Source organism: Fibrella musci (genome assembly GCF_041321105.1).
GTDB lineage: Bacteria > Bacteroidota > Bacteroidia > Cytophagales > Spirosomataceae > Fibrella > Fibrella musci.
Map to the genome: position 1 here is coordinate 818442 of NZ_JBGGWD010000001.1, position 15756 is coordinate 834197.

At 56.8% G+C, this 15756-nt stretch carries 14 protein-coding genes; all 14 read left to right on the top strand.

Annotation, left to right across the window (positions count from 1 at the left end; translation table 11 throughout):
* Positions 1-15 precede the first annotated feature (15 nt).
* Complete coding sequence (locus tag ACAW74_RS03265) at positions 16-948, top strand: glycosyltransferase family 2 protein (RefSeq protein WP_370696754.1); 933 nt, start codon at positions 16-18, stop codon at positions 946-948.
* Between the two features lie 89 nt (positions 949-1037).
* Complete coding sequence (locus ACAW74_RS03270) at positions 1038-1439, top strand: hypothetical protein (protein WP_370696755.1); 402 nt, start codon at positions 1038-1040, stop codon at positions 1437-1439.
* 291 nt (positions 1440-1730) lie between these two features.
* Positions 1731-4577: an outer membrane beta-barrel protein gene (locus ACAW74_RS03275; protein WP_370696756.1), complete on the top strand. Its 2847-nt coding sequence runs from the start codon at positions 1731-1733 to the stop codon at positions 4575-4577.
* 78 nt (positions 4578-4655) lie between these two features.
* The gene (locus ACAW74_RS03280) at positions 4656-5405 is read left to right on the top strand and encodes a GLPGLI family protein (protein ID WP_370696757.1); all 750 of its coding nucleotides are present in this window, start codon (positions 4656-4658) and stop codon (positions 5403-5405) included.
* A gap of 123 nt (positions 5406-5528) precedes the next feature.
* Positions 5529-7268, top strand: a complete 1740-nt coding sequence (locus ACAW74_RS03285; protein ID WP_370696758.1) for an alpha-amylase family glycosyl hydrolase — start codon at positions 5529-5531, stop codon at positions 7266-7268.
* A 35-nt stretch (positions 7269-7303) separates the two neighbouring features.
* Entirely contained in the window at positions 7304-8188 is an 885-nt protein-coding gene (locus ACAW74_RS03290) for an N-acetylmuramoyl-L-alanine amidase-like domain-containing protein (protein ID WP_370696759.1), read from the top strand.
* 225 nt (positions 8189-8413) lie between these two features.
* The gene (locus ACAW74_RS03295) at positions 8414-8632 is read left to right on the top strand and encodes a YgaP family membrane protein (RefSeq protein WP_370696760.1); all 219 of its coding nucleotides are present in this window, start codon (positions 8414-8416) and stop codon (positions 8630-8632) included.
* Positions 8633-8710: 78 nt separating this feature from the next.
* Positions 8711-9940, top strand: a complete 1230-nt coding sequence (locus ACAW74_RS03300) for a sulfite oxidase (RefSeq protein ID WP_370696761.1) — start codon at positions 8711-8713, stop codon at positions 9938-9940.
* A gap of 16 nt (positions 9941-9956) precedes the next feature.
* Entirely contained in the window at positions 9957-10367 is a 411-nt protein-coding gene (locus tag ACAW74_RS03305; RefSeq protein WP_370696762.1) for a hypothetical protein, read from the top strand.
* 19 nt (positions 10368-10386) lie between these two features.
* Positions 10387-11127, top strand: a complete 741-nt coding sequence (locus tag ACAW74_RS03310; RefSeq protein WP_370696763.1) for a hypothetical protein — start codon at positions 10387-10389, stop codon at positions 11125-11127.
* A 104-nt stretch (positions 11128-11231) separates the two neighbouring features.
* The gene (gene eat / locus ACAW74_RS03315; RefSeq protein ID WP_370697218.1) at positions 11232-12572 is read left to right on the top strand and encodes an ethanolamine permease; all 1341 of its coding nucleotides are present in this window, start codon (positions 11232-11234) and stop codon (positions 12570-12572) included.
* Positions 12573-12672: 100 nt separating this feature from the next.
* Positions 12673-13362, top strand: a complete 690-nt coding sequence (locus ACAW74_RS03320; protein ID WP_370696764.1) for a hypothetical protein — start codon at positions 12673-12675, stop codon at positions 13360-13362.
* A 117-nt stretch (positions 13363-13479) separates the two neighbouring features.
* Positions 13480-14796: a hypothetical protein gene (locus tag ACAW74_RS03325; RefSeq protein ID WP_370696765.1), complete on the top strand. Its 1317-nt coding sequence runs from the start codon at positions 13480-13482 to the stop codon at positions 14794-14796.
* A gap of 29 nt (positions 14797-14825) precedes the next feature.
* Entirely contained in the window at positions 14826-15743 is a 918-nt protein-coding gene (xerD, locus tag ACAW74_RS03330; RefSeq protein WP_370696766.1) for a site-specific tyrosine recombinase XerD, read from the top strand.
* The last annotated feature ends 13 nt before the right edge of the window (positions 15744-15756 follow it).

Genomic DNA, 15756 nt, shown 5'->3' on the forward strand with positions numbered 1-15756 from the left:
TACCTTTGTGTATCCATGAAGCAACTCCCTTTAGTCTCAGTTGTGTTGGCCACCTACAACGGTGAGCGTTTTTTAAAGACCCAACTCGATAGTATCGTTCAGCAGACCTATCCGCAACTCGAAGTGATTGTGGTCGATGATCGATCTACCGACGCTACCCACGATATCCTTCGGCAATACGCCGCCAACTACCCATACATTAGCATTGTCGTAAACGAAACCAACCTCGGCTACATTCAGAACTTCGAGAAAGGTATGTTGCTCGCCAAAGGCGACCTGATTGCCCTGAGCGATCAGGACGACATCTGGCACCCCGACAAAATCAGTATTCTGGTAGACGCCATTGGCGATAGTGATGTGGTTTTTGGCGACTCCCGCCTCATCGACGACAACGGTCAGCCGCTGGGCATCAACTTCTCGGACATCCGCCAATTGCAGAGTTTCAACAGTTGTTTGTCGTTTCTGATCGGCAATACCGTTTCGGGGCATAACATGCTTATTACGAAAAGCCTTCTGCAACGAAGCCTTCCTTTCCCGCTGCATATTCCGCACGACCACTGGCTATGTTTCGTAGCGACGTTCAGGCAGCCGGTTAAGTTTGTGCCCCAACTGCTGGTCGATTACCGGCAACACGCGACCAACGTGTATGGTATCTTGCCGGTGGTCAACGGCGTTAAACGGGTAAAGGCCCAGAAAAGCGCCGAGCAGCGACTCCATGCCATTCGCGAACGCGCCCAGGCGCTGGCCGACAAATGCCCGCCCGAACTGACCCGCGAAAAGACGGTATTGACCCGCCTGAACCAGACCTACAAAAGCTTCTCGATCCCGAATAATTTCGTCCGGATGATGACGTTTTTCCGCTACCGCGACGAGCTATTGGCGACGAAGAAACGCTCGGCCCTGCGTAAATGGCTGTTCTGTTTCAAGATGTTCGTCAAGATTAAATAACGTACCCAGCCAAAAACCGAATCCTTTCCCGCGTAGTTGAGTACGTATACCATGGCCGATCTGCCTGTCAGGCTGGCCCACTCAACGCTATGAAACGATTCCTTTTTGCCGGGTTGTTTTCCCTGCTTGTCGGCGCGACACTAGCGCAGACCAAGCCCGCCCAGACCACGCCCCCTGCCGTTGTCTCGGCCATCGAAGGGGTTAGTGGTAAACGATTCGTCCCCGACACCGTCTACGCTGCTTTGTCCGACGACGACAAAACGTTGCTGGGCCAACAGGCCGCAGCTAACTGGAGCTTACCGCAGGAGTCGGGCGGCATGACGTTCCATAACCTGGTCGTGGGCACCCGCTCCTACCAGCTGCTCATCATGAAACCGCCTAAAGACGAATTCCCGACGGCTACGCTATTGCGCTATACCAACCCAAAAGCCAAACCGGAGCCGATTGCCCGCGGTACCCTGCGCCCCCGCCCAGCCGAAAAAGCGAACTAAGCTTCGATTATCATAACCGCCCTGCGGCAGACGCAGACACCCCCGCCAGCCTGATCCAGCGCCAAGACGTTGCCATCAGGTTGGCGGGGGTGTCTGCGTTTACCGGCTGATCGATTCAACTAATTATACGTCTGGCCAATGGCTTACTATTTCCGGGTATACCAGATGAACATCGACCGTTTACAAAATTTTACAACTAAAATATTAGTTAATTTATGTTAATCGGTGCAACGCTTTATGCACTTTGCAACTCCTTTGCATCAATGAAAATCAACTCATCTCTTTTCGTTTATGACCAATAGGCTACTCGTCAGTGCACTCATCTGGCTTTGCGTAGTAGGGACCACACTGGCCCAAACACCCGCTCGCTTTACGTTACAGGCAACCGTTACGGATACCCTGGGAACCAAACTCAACGGAGCGACGGTGATGCTCCAAACTGTAAAAGACTCTGTACTGACTAATTACGGCCGATCGGTCGAAACGGGCGTTTTCACGCTTAAAGGCATCCGGCGGGGCTCGTACCTGTTGAAAATCACCTACGTCGGAATGATGCCCCTCACCCAAACAATTTCGTTCGAAACGGAGCCCACTCTCGATCTGGGTACGATCAAGCTGAAACCCATTGCCAAAGAATTGTATGAAGTGGTGGTAAAAACCGCCCGCGCGCCCCTCACCATCCGGGGCGATACGGTCGAGTACGATACCCGCGCGTTTAAGGTACCCGTCGGCTCAACGGTGGAAGACCTGCTCCGCAAATTACCCGGCGTGATGGTCGACCGCGACGGCAACATTCGGGCGCAGGGGCAGGAAGTAAAGCGCGTGACGGTCGATGGCAAGCAGTTTTTCGGCGATGACCCTAAGGCCGCTACAAAAAACCTGCAAGCCGAAGCCATCTCGAAAGTGCAGGTCTTCAGCGACAAAACCGAGCAGGCCAAACTGACCGGCGTCGACGACGGCAAAAAAGAGAAGACCCTGAACCTTGAACTGAAAGAGGAATTCAAGAAAGGTGGGTTTGGCAAAATCACGGCGGCAGGTGGCCCGGCCACGAACCTGTCGGAACGCGGCGAGGTGCGGGGCAACTACAACAAGTTTGATAAGAAGCAGCAGTTTGCCGTTATCGGGCTGGCCAACAACACCAACCAAACGGGCCTATCGTGGGCCGATTACCAGGATTTCCGGGGCAGTAACTCGTTCAACGGCAACGACAACGCCGACTTTGGCTTTAGTGGCGGCGGCAACGTGATCTACTTTGGTGGCAGCGACGACGACGAGAGCACGTCGATCCCGATTTCGGGTGGTAGCCGGGGCCGGGGGTTGTCCAACAACGCGGCGGGTGGTGCTAACTACAACTACGACACCAAAAACACCAAAATCAGTAGCAACTACTATTTCAGCCGGACGCGGCTGTTTACCAATAGCCTGAGCCGGGTGTCGAACTTTCTGCCAAACGATACGCTGAACACCTTCACGACCAGCAATCAGGTGAACCGGGCTACCAGCCATCGGATCAGCTTCCGGCTCGAACAACAGCTCGACTCGATGAGTACGCTGATATTCATCAGCAACAACCGTTATAACATCGCGAACGCCAATCTGAACAACGTCCGCGATGCGTTCCGGTCGAAAACACCTACCGAACAGACCCAGAACACGACGCTCAACAACCGGGATGCCAATTCGCTGGCGTCAATCAACTCGCTGATCTACCGGTTGAAGTTCAAGAAGAAAGGCCGCAGCTTCGCCGCCAGTGTGGGCTATCAGATCAACGCCAACGACGGTACGCTGGATCTCACGGCCACGACCGATTTCCCGACATCGTCGAGCCTCATCGACCAGCGGCTCAACCAGCGGCAGCTCACCAACAGCAATGTGTCGCAATACAAATTCAGCCTCTTGTTTGTGGAGCCCCTGCAGAAGCGGTTGTTTCTGGAATCGTTTTACAACTTCAGCCTGCGCTATGACAACGTCGACCGCGACGTGCTGAACCGGGAAAATTCAATGAACCGCATCGACTCGCTAAGCCGGTATTTTACCAATACGTACCTGTACAATCGGCTTGGCACCAGCCTGCGCTGGAACAACAAAGGCCTGAATATCAGCGTCGGTGGGGCTGTGCAGCAATTCCGGCTTAACGGGCAATATGCCACCGACCAAACAGCGCCTACGCTCAACCGCATCGACCGGATCTTCACGACGTTTATACCCAACGCGTCGATCAACGTGGATCTGCAGAATAACAAATACCTCTACGGTGGTTACTCGGTGCGGGTGCAGCCGCCCTCGTCGCGCGATCTGCAACCGCTGGTCGACAACAGCAACCCGCTGTACGTAACGGTGGGCAATGCCGACCTGCTCCCCGCCCTGACGCACAGTGCTAACATCGGTTATAACTACTTCAACCCCGGTACGTTCACCAACTTTTATGGCGGGTTGAGCTATGGCTACAACATCAACCAGATTGTGTACGCCCAGACCATCAACACGCAGACGCTGATCACCCGCACAGTGCCCCGCAACATTTCGGGAGGGCAGAATTTCAGCTACTACAGCTACGTAAGCTTCCCCTTGAAGAAAACGAAAGCCACTCTCGATTTGGGCGGTAACCTCAACCTCGGCAAGCTGATCACCCCGATCAACGGGAATAATAACATTACGAATACGACGAACTACAACGCCAATGTGCGCCTCAACCTGACGCCGACGGAGTGGCTTACGTTTTATGGCAACGCCAATGTGAACGTGGGCAACGCCCGGTACTCGATTAACACATCGCAGAACGCGCAAACGATCAACACCAGCTACAATGCGGATCTTAATGTGAAAATCCCCGGCGAGATTTTTGTCAGCACCACCTACAATTACCAGTTGTACCAAAACAAGCGCTTTGGTTTCAATCAGGTAGTGCCGATCTGGAATGCGTCGATCTACCGGCTCTTTGGCAAGGCCAAGAAAACGGAGGTGCGGCTATCGGGCTACGACCTGCTCAACCGCAACATCAACGTATCTCAATATGCGGGCGCAAACGCCGTTTCTAACGAAAGCACCATTACCCTGGCCCGGTATTTCATGCTCGGCGTTTCGTACAATATGCGTGGTATCAAAGCCAGCGTTCGTAGAAGCAACGGGTTCGATTAACCCTGATACTGACATCTTGACTAACAGCCTCGTAGCTGATCCTGCGAGGCTGCCAACTGTCTTTTAATCCCCATACACATGACCCGTATTATCCTGATTACTACCCTCCTGCTTGTGGCCCTGACCACGCAGGCGCAGCAAACCGAGGGCGTCGTGAATTACACTCGAAAGACGTACTGGGCCAACGTGTCGAGTCGACTAACGTACCTGAGCCAGGAGCAGAAAGACCGCATCAAGAACACGTACAAGAATTTCAACGAGTACAAGGAGAAAATGAAGCTCACCTTCAGCCCGTCGGCCAGCCTGTACAGCTACGAGAGCGACGTGAGCGAAAGCGACGACGGCCGGTGGTCGTGGCGCAACAAAGCTTTGTATTTTTACCGTGATTTCGAGAAAGAGCGCATTGTCGACGTGGAAGAGCTGCTGGGCAAGACCTATTCGGTCGAAGACTCGCTGGTGATGCCGAAGTGGAAAATCGGCAACAAGGTGCGTGAGATTGCCGGCCACATGTGCCTGAATGCTACTACCTCCGACCCCGTCAAGAACCAGCAGATTACGGCCTGGTTTGCGCAGGATATTCCGGTGGCGGCTGGTCCCGAACGCTACTGTGGCCTACCCGGCCTGATTCTGGAACTGGATATCAACGACGGCGACGTGATCATCGAAGCCAACAGCATCGAGTTCAAACCCGTGGCCGACGTGCTGAAACCCGCCAAGCCCAAGAAACCCAAAAAGCTCGACGAAAAAGGGTATCAGACGCTGATCAGCACCTACATCGCCGATCAGGTGAAAGCCCAGCAAAACCCCTACTGGGAGCTGCGGTACTAGGCAGAAAATAGGTTCAATGACCAAAGTCCAAGGTTCAAGGTTAATTGCAGTAGCGCCAGCTTGCCAACTGTCAACCAACTTTGTCCCTTGGACTTTGGTCGTTGAACCTATTTTTGTAGCCCTATGGCCACCGACAAACTGATCATTTATCAAGTATTACCCCGCCTGTTTGGCAACACCAATACCACCAACCTGCCCTGGGGTACGCTAGCCGAAAACGGCTCAGGTACGTTTGCCGACATCAACGAGGCGGCATTAGCGGGCATGAAAGCGCTGGGCGCCACGCACGTCTGGTACACGGGCTTACCCGAACACGCCACCATGACCGACTACGCGGCCGACGGTATCCGCCCCGACGACCCGGCGGTGGTGAAGGGCCGCGCCGGCTCGCCTTATGCCATCAAGGATTACTACGATGTGGTGCCCGATTTTGCGCAGTCAGTGCCCAACCGGATGGCGGAGTTTGAGGCCCTTGTGCAACGTACCCACGTTTACGGGCTCAAGGTCATCACCGACATTGTACCCAACCACGTGGCCCGGCAATACGCCTCCGACGCCAAGCCTGACTCCGATACAACTGACCTTGGCGAGGGCGACGACATCCGGCTCCCGTTTTCACCCCGCAACAATTTCTACTACCTGCCGGGCACCACCTTCAAGGCACCCTTCGTGCCGGGCAGCATCGACGCCCAAACCCCGCTGACCAATTCGGCCCCGCCGATCTACGAGGCGCCCGCCCGCGTGACGGGGTCCGGGTCGATCAACGAAGCGCCGCACATCGACGACTGGTACGAAACCATCAAGCTCAACTACGGCCACAACGTTTTCGACGGCTCGCTGCACACCCACCTCGACGCCACCCCCGACCACCCCGACACCTGGTACAAACTGCGCGACATCATGCTGTTCTGGGCGAGCAAGGGCGTCGATGGGTTCCGGTGCGATATGGCTCACCTGATCCCGGTGGCGTTCTGGCAGTGGGTGACGGCCGAGGTGCGGGCAACGTACCCAGCCACGATTTTCATCGCCGAGATTTATGACCCCGGCCTGTACCGTTCATTTATTTTCGACGGCGGCTTCGATTATCTCTACGACAAAGTTGGGCTTTACGACAGCCTGCGCCGCCTCATCGAAGGCCACGGCAGTTGTTACGATATCACCAATGTCTGGCAACGCGAATCGGGCGATTTTGCCGAGCATATGCTGCGGTTCCTCGAAACGCACGACGAACAGCGCATTGCCTCGTCCTTCTTTGCAGGAGACCCCCTGCGCGCCATCTCCGCGATGGTCGTCACGGCCACGCTGCACACCGGCCCCTATCTGCTCTATTTTGGGCAGGAAGTGGGCGTAAGGGGCGAAGACGCCGAAGGATTCAGCGGGCACGACGGCCGCACCACCATCTTCGACTATTGGGGCATCACCGACTGGCAGGGCTACCTCAACCACCACCGCTACGACGGCGCGGGCCTCACCGAACCCCAGCGGCAATTGCGGGCCATATACGAAAAACTGGGCGCTGTAGTGACGGCGTCATCCGCCATTCAGACCGGCGCTTTTTACGATTTACAGTGGGCCAATCAGCAGACGCCGGGCTACAATCAGCACCGGGTTTACAGCTACCTCCGCTATACCGACAGCGAAAGACTGCTAATTGTGTGTAATTTTGATGTCACCCAGGCTTTCACGTCGACGGTATACGTACCTGACCACGCCTTTGAACAGATGGGTCTGTCGGCCACGGCTCGTTACCAGTTGACCGACCTGTTCCTGTCCGATGATCGGGCGGAAGGCATTGGGAACCAGGGTATCGCCGTGGTTATTCCTCCGATGAGCGCCCGGATTTTTCGACTCAATTCGCTCTAAACGTAACTCTAGCGCACGAAGCACGTCTAACGTACATGAAGATTCACTTGCTTTGGCTGGGACTGTTGGCCACCCCCGTAGTAGGCTTGGCACAGGCAGCCGATGACCTACGTCAGATCATGATCGTTCCGGGCCGAACCACCGCCGAAACGGCCATCCGAACGGGCGAAACGCTGATTGGTAAACCCTACGTACCCCACACCCTCGAAGGCAACTCCACCGAGCAGCTCGTCGTGAATGTGCAGCAGTTCGACTGCGCTACTTTTATCGAGACCACACTGGCGTTGGCCCTCTCCGAGCAGGAACTGCCCGAGCACTACAGCGCCACGCAGCTCGAAACGACGTTCAAAAAATACCTGACCAAACTCCGCTACCGGCACGGCCGCATTGATGGCTACGTAAGCCGCCTGCATTACCTGTCTGACTGGCTACGCGACAACGAGCGCAAGGGCATTGTACAGGAAGTAACGCGCGACATTGGCGGCATACAGGTTCAGAAGGACATCAACTACATGACCGAGTCGTTGCAACATTACCCGGCCCTGTCTGATCCCACCACCTACAAACAGATGGTCTCGATCCAGTCGGATCTTAGCCAGCAGCCTTTTTATCTGATTCCCCGGAAGTCGATCAAAGCGGCCGAGTCGAAAATCAAGGAAGGCGACATCCTGATGTTCACGGCGGCCCGGCCGGGCCTCGACATGCGGCACGTGGGTTATGCGACCTGGCGCAATGGCAAACTCTATCTGCTCCACGCTTCTTCAGACAACCACCGGGTCACGATCTCGCGGCAACCCATCGCCGACTACCTGGCCAGTAACCGGAACCTGTCGGGTTTGCGGGTCGCCCGCGTACGCGATACCAGCCCCCATATGTCGCAACGGTCGGGGGCAGCTGGCACGCTGAGTGCACAGCGTTAGTCTTCTGGCAGTTTCCGTACGCCGAGGTCCTTCTCGTTCAGGCTACTGAACGGGTATAACCGGCACCTGTATTTACCAATTGGTTCGTGCAGATAAATAAACGATAATTCAAGGCAGACTACTAACCTAAACTAAAATCCCCTTCTAGTAACTATCTCGCTACTTAGGCAGGAAAATTGCACCGTTTAAACAATATATTGGTGCTCCTTTTCCTACCTACACGAGATGATCAACACGACTAAAAACGTAGGTTTTCTGGATCGATTAGTCCGGGGCCTGATCGCCGTCGACTTGCTGGCGGTCTGTTTCATCACCACGCTTAGTAGCCTCGTTATTGCGTTCTTCTGCCTGCTGGCTGGCTACTTCATCTACACAGCCCTCACGGGTTTCTGTCCAATCTACACCGCCGTTGGCCGGAACACCCGCCAGCGCACCGAGCCTTAAGGGCCCGGAATCCACAAAACGCCCCGCTTTCAGCCGTGAAAGCGGGGCGTTTTTGGTCGGGAGACTGTATCTTTGGCTATGGCTTCTCCATTTTCCCGTCGCGGTTTTCTGACCCAATCGGCTTTGGCTACCCTGGGTACGTTGCTCGGCACCCGCATCGTTCACGCCGACAAACTACCGGCGCATTATCTCCCGCTCGTTTTCAGCAATGAACCCAATCCCCTGCTCGACAAGCATAAGTCGATGCTGGTGCTGAACGATAAGCCCTGGAACATCGAGAGCCCACCGCACCTGCTCGACGACGCCATCACGCCCGCCGCTAACATGTTTGTGCGCAACAATGGCCTGATGCCCGATAAGGTCGACACCGCCACCTGGACGCTGACGATCAACGGCGAGTCGGTGAAAGCACCAAAAACCTACAAGCTGGCCGATCTGCAAAAACGCTTCAAGACCTATACCTACCAGCTTGTGCTGGAATGCGCGGGCAATGGGCGGGCCGGTTATTTCCCTAAAACAGCTGGTAACCAGTGGAACGAGGGAGCCGTAAGCTGCGCCGAGTGGACGGGCGTTCGGCTCCGCGACATTCTCGACGACGTAGGCCTGAAAAGCGACGCCGTGTACATTGGTTATTACGGTAAAGACCTGCACCTGAGTCTCGACCCAACCAAATCACCGATCTCGCGAGGCGTGCCCATGCGGAAAGCGCTGGAAGACGAAACACTCGTGGCCTGGGCCATGAACGGGCAACCCATCCCGATGGCCCACGGCGCGCCGCTGCGGCTGGTGGTGGGGGGCTGGCCGGCCTCGGTGTCGGGCAAGTGGCTGCACACGATCTCGGTGCGCAACAAGGTACACGACGGCACCAAGATGACCGGCAAAAGCTACAAAGTGCCCATTGCGCCCGTTGAGCCCGGTGTCGACCCATCCGAAGACCAGTTCAAAATTATCGAGTCGATGCCTGTCAAGTCGCTCATCACATTTCCGCAGTCGGGCCTGCTCATGCCCAAACCAGGTACGTTGGCCCTGCGCGGACATGCCTGGGCGGGCGACCGGGCCGTACGGGAGGTACAGGTGTCGCACGATTTTGGTGCCACCTGGCAACTCGCAAAACTGGCCGCCCCCCGTAACCGCCTGGCGTGGCAACAGTGGTCGGCAAACGTACCGCTGCCGCAGTCGGGCTACTACGAAATCTGGGCGCGGGCGACCGACACGGCCGGGGTATCGCAGCCGATGGTGATGCCGCAATGGAACCCCGAAGGCTACTGCAACAACTCGTGCCACCGGATCGCCGTCAAGGTGAGCTAACTCTAAACACGTCACGATGAGCCACTTCACCCGACTTCACCTATTGGCGGCTGCGCTGTTGACCACCGGTACGTTGGTTCTGTGCAGCTTCGATGCGCCGTCGGTTCGCAGCAACGTACCCACAGCGCTGGCCGATACCACCAAAGCCGACCCCGAAACCGGCCTGGCCGTCGACAATAACCTGATGCTGGTGCGGGCGCATTGCACAGGTTGCCACTCGACGAAGCTGATCCTGCAAAACCGGTTCACCCGCGATGGCTGGAAACAGAAAATCCGGTGGATGCAACGTACCCAGAAACTCTGGGACCTGGGCGAAGCGGAACCCGCCGTGCTCGATTACCTCACTAAACATTACGGCCCCGAAGACAAACCGTTCGATGGCCGCCGATTGCCCCTGAAAGGCGTTAGCTGGCATCAGAGCCGCTAATTTTTCGATACAATGACCGATGGCAAACAAGGCTTTTTACCAGACGTTTTACCAGACCGAGCAACTCTTTCGCCGGGCCGACGATGCGTTGGCGTTTCCGCCGATGGGCGATGAGCCGGTGCTGGTGGCCGAGGTAGAGGCGCCTGCCCCGCCGCCATCCGTTGTGCCACCCGTTATTGGCGACCCGGTGCTTCCCGCTCAAATTCCCGCCGACCAACTGCCCGAACCACCCGCAACGCCGATAGCAGACGTCGTTGTGGTTGAACCGGTTGCCGTGATCGAGACCGTGACGGAAGTACCTGTTGCCGAACCAGCGCAACCCGAGCCCGCTACACCGCCTGCCCAACCCATGGTTTCGTCGCCGCCCGAACCGGTGGTTCGTCGGCCAGCCACACCGATGTTGAGCCAGAAGGTACTGATTCTGGTAGACGAAGACCTGCTGCCGAGCGATCTGCTCTTCCTGGAAAAAATCCTGAAAGCCGTTAACCTCGACATTGCCGGTGTTGATCTGCTGAACATTCACGGCACGAAAAACATCGACTTCGCGGAGATGCTGACGGGCAAGTACATCCATCATTTCTTCACGTTTGGCGTACCGTTTACCCGCCTGAACCTCGATATTCTGATGGATCGTTACCAACCCGTGCGCTTCGATGGCATTACGTTCCTGATGGCCGACCCCCTACCCGCCATTGAAGCCGACGTAGCGCTGAAAAAGAAACTCTGGGAAGCCCTGAAGAAGATTTTCCTGTGGCGATGAAAAGGGGGGTTGGGGTTTATAGTTTTCAGTTTCGAGTTAGTCTACGAGCGCCAAACTGAAAACTATAAACCCCAAACTCCAAACTATAAACTGAAGCTTCTCCCCTGAAACCTGCATCTGCCTCCCCGGCCCTGCGCCGCGTCCTGACCGTCCCCCAACTCTGGGGCATTGCCGTTGGGCTGGTTATTTCGGGTGAATATTTTGGCTGGAACTACGGCTGGGCGGTAGCCGGTACGTTGGGGTTTGCCGCTGCAACGGTGTTGGTAACCATCTTCTACATCACGTTCATTTTCAGTTATACCGAACTCACTGCCGCCATTCCCGACGCCGGCGGGCCGTTTGCCTACGCCTACCGCGCTTTCGGCCCATTGGGCGGATTTATGGCTGGTTTCGCCACACTGGTCGATTTTCTGCTGGCGCCGCCCGCCATTGCCGCTGCCCTGGGTGCCTACGCCCATTTCCTGAACCCCGACCTGTCGCCCCGCTGGGTAGGGGCCATTGCCTACGTGGTTTTTGTGAGCATAAACCTGCTTGGCGTGCGCGATTCGGCCAATTTCTCGCTCATCGTGACGATACTGGCCGTAGCCGAGTTGCTGGTCTTTATGACTCTGGTAGCGCCGGGGTTTCAGCTCAAAAATGTAGTGGCGCATACCGACTCCTTTGGCTGGTCAGGGGTATTTGCAGCGCTGCCGTTTGCCATCTGGTTTTATCTGGCCATCGAAGGCGTGGCGATGGTGGCCGAAGAAGTCAAAGACCCGAGGCGTAGCATTCCCCGCGCCTATCTGCTCAGCATCGGCACGCTCGTGGTCCTGGCCATTGGCACCATGCTGCTGTGCGCCGGGGCGGGCGACTGGCGGCAGCTGGCCACGATCGACTACCCCCTGCCTGAAACCCTCGCGATGGTGCTGGGCAAAGGTAGCGTCTGGACCAGCCTCTTCGCCAGCATTGGCTTGTTTGGGCTGGTGGCCTCGTTTCACTGCAACACGCTGGGCTATTCGCGGCAGCTCTATGTACTGGCCCGTAACGGGTATCTGCCTGCCTTTTTGGGGCAGGTCAACGAGCGGTTTCGAACGCCGCATTGGGCCTCCATCGTGGGCGGTTTGATCGGATTAGTGGCACTTTTTTCGGGTACAACGGACCAAATCATCATTTTTTCTGTTCTAGGAGCGTTAGTCATGTATATCGTCAGTCTGCTGAGTCTGTTTGCGTTACGGCGCAACGAACCGCAGTTAGAGCGTCCGTTCCGAACGCCGTTCTACCCGGTAGTCCCGGCAGTATCACTGGTTTTAGCCCTAATTTGCTTACTTGCTATCGTCTACTTTAATCTGTCGCTGAGTTTACTGTTTGTGGGAATGGGAGTCGTATCGCTGGGCTTGTTCTGGCGCTTTGGCCGTCAGCGGATCGACGTACATCTCACCACACTCGGCGAAGCAGAACGCCACTAGTCATCAGGCCTTGTCCATCGCGGTTTTCGTCATCAAGTCGATGTACGGATGCCCCTGCTGTGCAAGGCTCGACGACTGACGACCATGACAGTAAGCAACCATGAGCAACACACCCATAAACACGGCCCTCCCCGACTGGATTGCCAATGAAAGCCTGCTTCGCGATGAAGCGGTGCTCTTTGGCCTGTCGGACGCACGGCCCGACGAAAAACTGGCGGCGATCCGGCTGGCTTTTGCGGCCCAAACGGCGTCGCTGGAAAAGCAACTCGAACAGGGCCACGAAACCGTGGGCGACCTGAATGGCTCGCTCGAAAAGGCCACGCACGAACTGGCCCAATTAACCCAACAGGCCGATACCCTCCCCCGCCCGCCCGTTGGCTGGACATTGCTGGGCCTCGGCCTGTCTGTTGGCGGTAGCGTCGGGCTGGCGATCCTGCTGCAACGGCAACTCCCCGACCTGACGTTGCTGACAAGTATCCTGGCTGGCGTGCTGGCGGTAAGTGGCTGCGCAGGTACGTTGCTACTGGCGGTAGCGCACCACCGGGCGCAGTTGGCGCAGCACCAACACCGCACCACCACGCAGGCCGCAACGATCAAAACGCTTCGGCAACAGCTTGGGGGCTGGCAAGCCGAAAAAAGTCGGCAGGTCGCGTCACTGTATGCCGCCGAAGCCCGACTGACGCAACTCAATGCCACCCGCGACCGGCTCCTGCGCCTCTTCGAGAGTGAGTACAACCTCGCCCGCAGCGTCCGGGACCGCGTCAACGAGAATCTGCTCTATTCGGAGTAGAAAAGGAATAATGTACGATGAACAATGTACAATGCACAATGGATGATGTACGCGCGCCATTTCATTGTACATCGTGCATTGTACATTATTCATTAAAAGACATAAAAGACACCCCTCATGCAACCAACCGACTTTAGACATGGCTATGACAGTGGGCGCGACGGCAACAACCGCGACCACTTCGAGAGCTACGTGTCGAGCCAGGAAAACGAAACCTTTCTGGCCACACAGGTAGCGCGTTATGAACAGGATCTGGCCCGGCTCGATGCACAGCTCGACCGCACAACCGCCCAACGCGATGCGCTAAACGAGCAACGGCAAACGCAGCTGGTGGCTATGAGTCCGCTGACGGCGCGCATCGACCGGCTGCGCAATCAGGTAAGCGCCATCGTTGACGAGCGTACCGCGTTGCTAGCCCGACGCGCGGCGGCGGTGCCCGAATATTCATTGCTCGGGGGGCTGTTTTTCATTGCGGCCGGGTTATCGTTTCTGTTTGGTGACCTCATCATCTCCCACGAGATTGTGGCCTACGCCCTCAATATCCGCGACAACGTAGAAGCCTGGGCGTTTGCCGTGGGTCTGGCGATGGTAACGGTGCTGCTCAAGCCGGCCTATGACCGGCTCATCGAGCGGCCGTACCAGGAAAACCCGGCGCAGAACAAAACCCGTTACGAGCGTTTCAAGGTAACCCTGGCGGTTTTCGCACTGCTGACTCTGGCGGTGTTAGGCTGGTTTCGGTACGAAGCCTACCGGACCGATCAATTAAAAGCGGCAATCAACCGTAGCATCCGGCAGTTGCAGCAGAACGCGACGCCACTAGATGGTAGCTCGACCGCCGTTGACCCCGCCGTACTCACCAAAATCGAGCAGCAACTGGCGCAGTCGGGCGAGTTGAACGTGGCGCTGGTGAGCAGCCCGTGGGCCATGTTGTCGTTTGTGCTGAGTGGCCTGCTCTTTGCGCTGGCGGGCGCAGTATGTCTGGGCATTGGTTTGCCGGTGCTGTCGGCCTACTGGTTCCGCTGGCTACAGGTCGACTGGAAGCTGGCTCGTCTGCGTCGTCGTGAGCGCCCGTTGCTTGCCGAATTGGCCCCGCTGGAACAGACCCTCAACGAGCACGCCATGCAGAAGCAGGTCCTCGACGAACAGATCGAACGGCTACCGAGCGAAGCCGACCTCCGCGCCCAACGGCAGCAACTGCTGGGTACGTTGACGGAACTGGGCAACGAGCATCGCCTCGCCATCACCGACCGACGGATTGCGCAGTATAACGATGGGTATGCCAAAGGCGAGACAGACGGGAACGTACCTGACGCGCCCGCGCCACAACGGTACTATTCAGCATCGCGAATGCCCGCTCCGGCTCGTAATGACCTGCGCCCGCACGAGGCCATCCGGCAACTCCTGCGCGAAGGACTCGACCGAACCGATACCTGATTGGGTTGGTTGGTGCTTATTTTTGACCCATGTGGGAACGCTACAGCACCGCTTTTAAAAATTACCTCCGCCTCGAACGCTCGCTGTCGGAGCACTCTATCGACGCGTACCTGCACGACGTAACGTACCTGCACCAGTATCTGCAACTGACTCAGCCCGACGTGCAGCCACAGACCGTACAGGAGCGGCACATCATGGGCTTTCTGCAATACGTGGGTGAGTTGGGCCTGTCGGCGCAGAGTCAGGCGCGGATGCTGTCGGGTCTGAAAGCGTTTTTCAAATACCTGCTGCTCGACAACCTGATTCAGCACGACCCGGCGCAGCGCGTTGGCGGACCAAAGCTGGGCCGAAAACTACCCGACACGCTCAGCTTCCCGGAAATCGACCAGATGCTGGGAGCCATTGACCTTTCGGCACCGGCCGGGCCGCGCGATCGGGCTATTCTGGAAGTGCTGTACAGCTCGGGCCTGCGGGTGTCTGAACTGCTCGATCTGCGCCTGACCGACTGCTATTTCGATTCGGGGTTTGTGCGGGTGATCGGGAAAGGCAACAAGGCCCGATTTGTGCCCATCGGGGGCGACGCCATCAAATACACCCGGCAGTATGTGGAACACAGCCGCAGCCAAGTCGACATTCAGAAAGGCGACGAGGACACGCTCTTTCTGAACCGGCGCGGCACCAAGCTGTCGCGCGTTACGGTGTTCACCACCATCAAAGCACTGGCGGCGGCGGTCGGTATTCACAAGACCATTAGCCCACACACCTTCCGGCATTCATTTGCCACGCACCTCATTGAAGGCGGGGCTGACCTCCGTGCCGTGCAACAGATGCTGGGTCACGAGTCGATTACGACGACCGAAATTTACACCCACCTCGACCGCGATTACCTCCAGCAGACGCTGACGGATTTCCACCCACGATCGCGAAAAAGGACCGAACGCGGATGAGACGGCTTTAGCG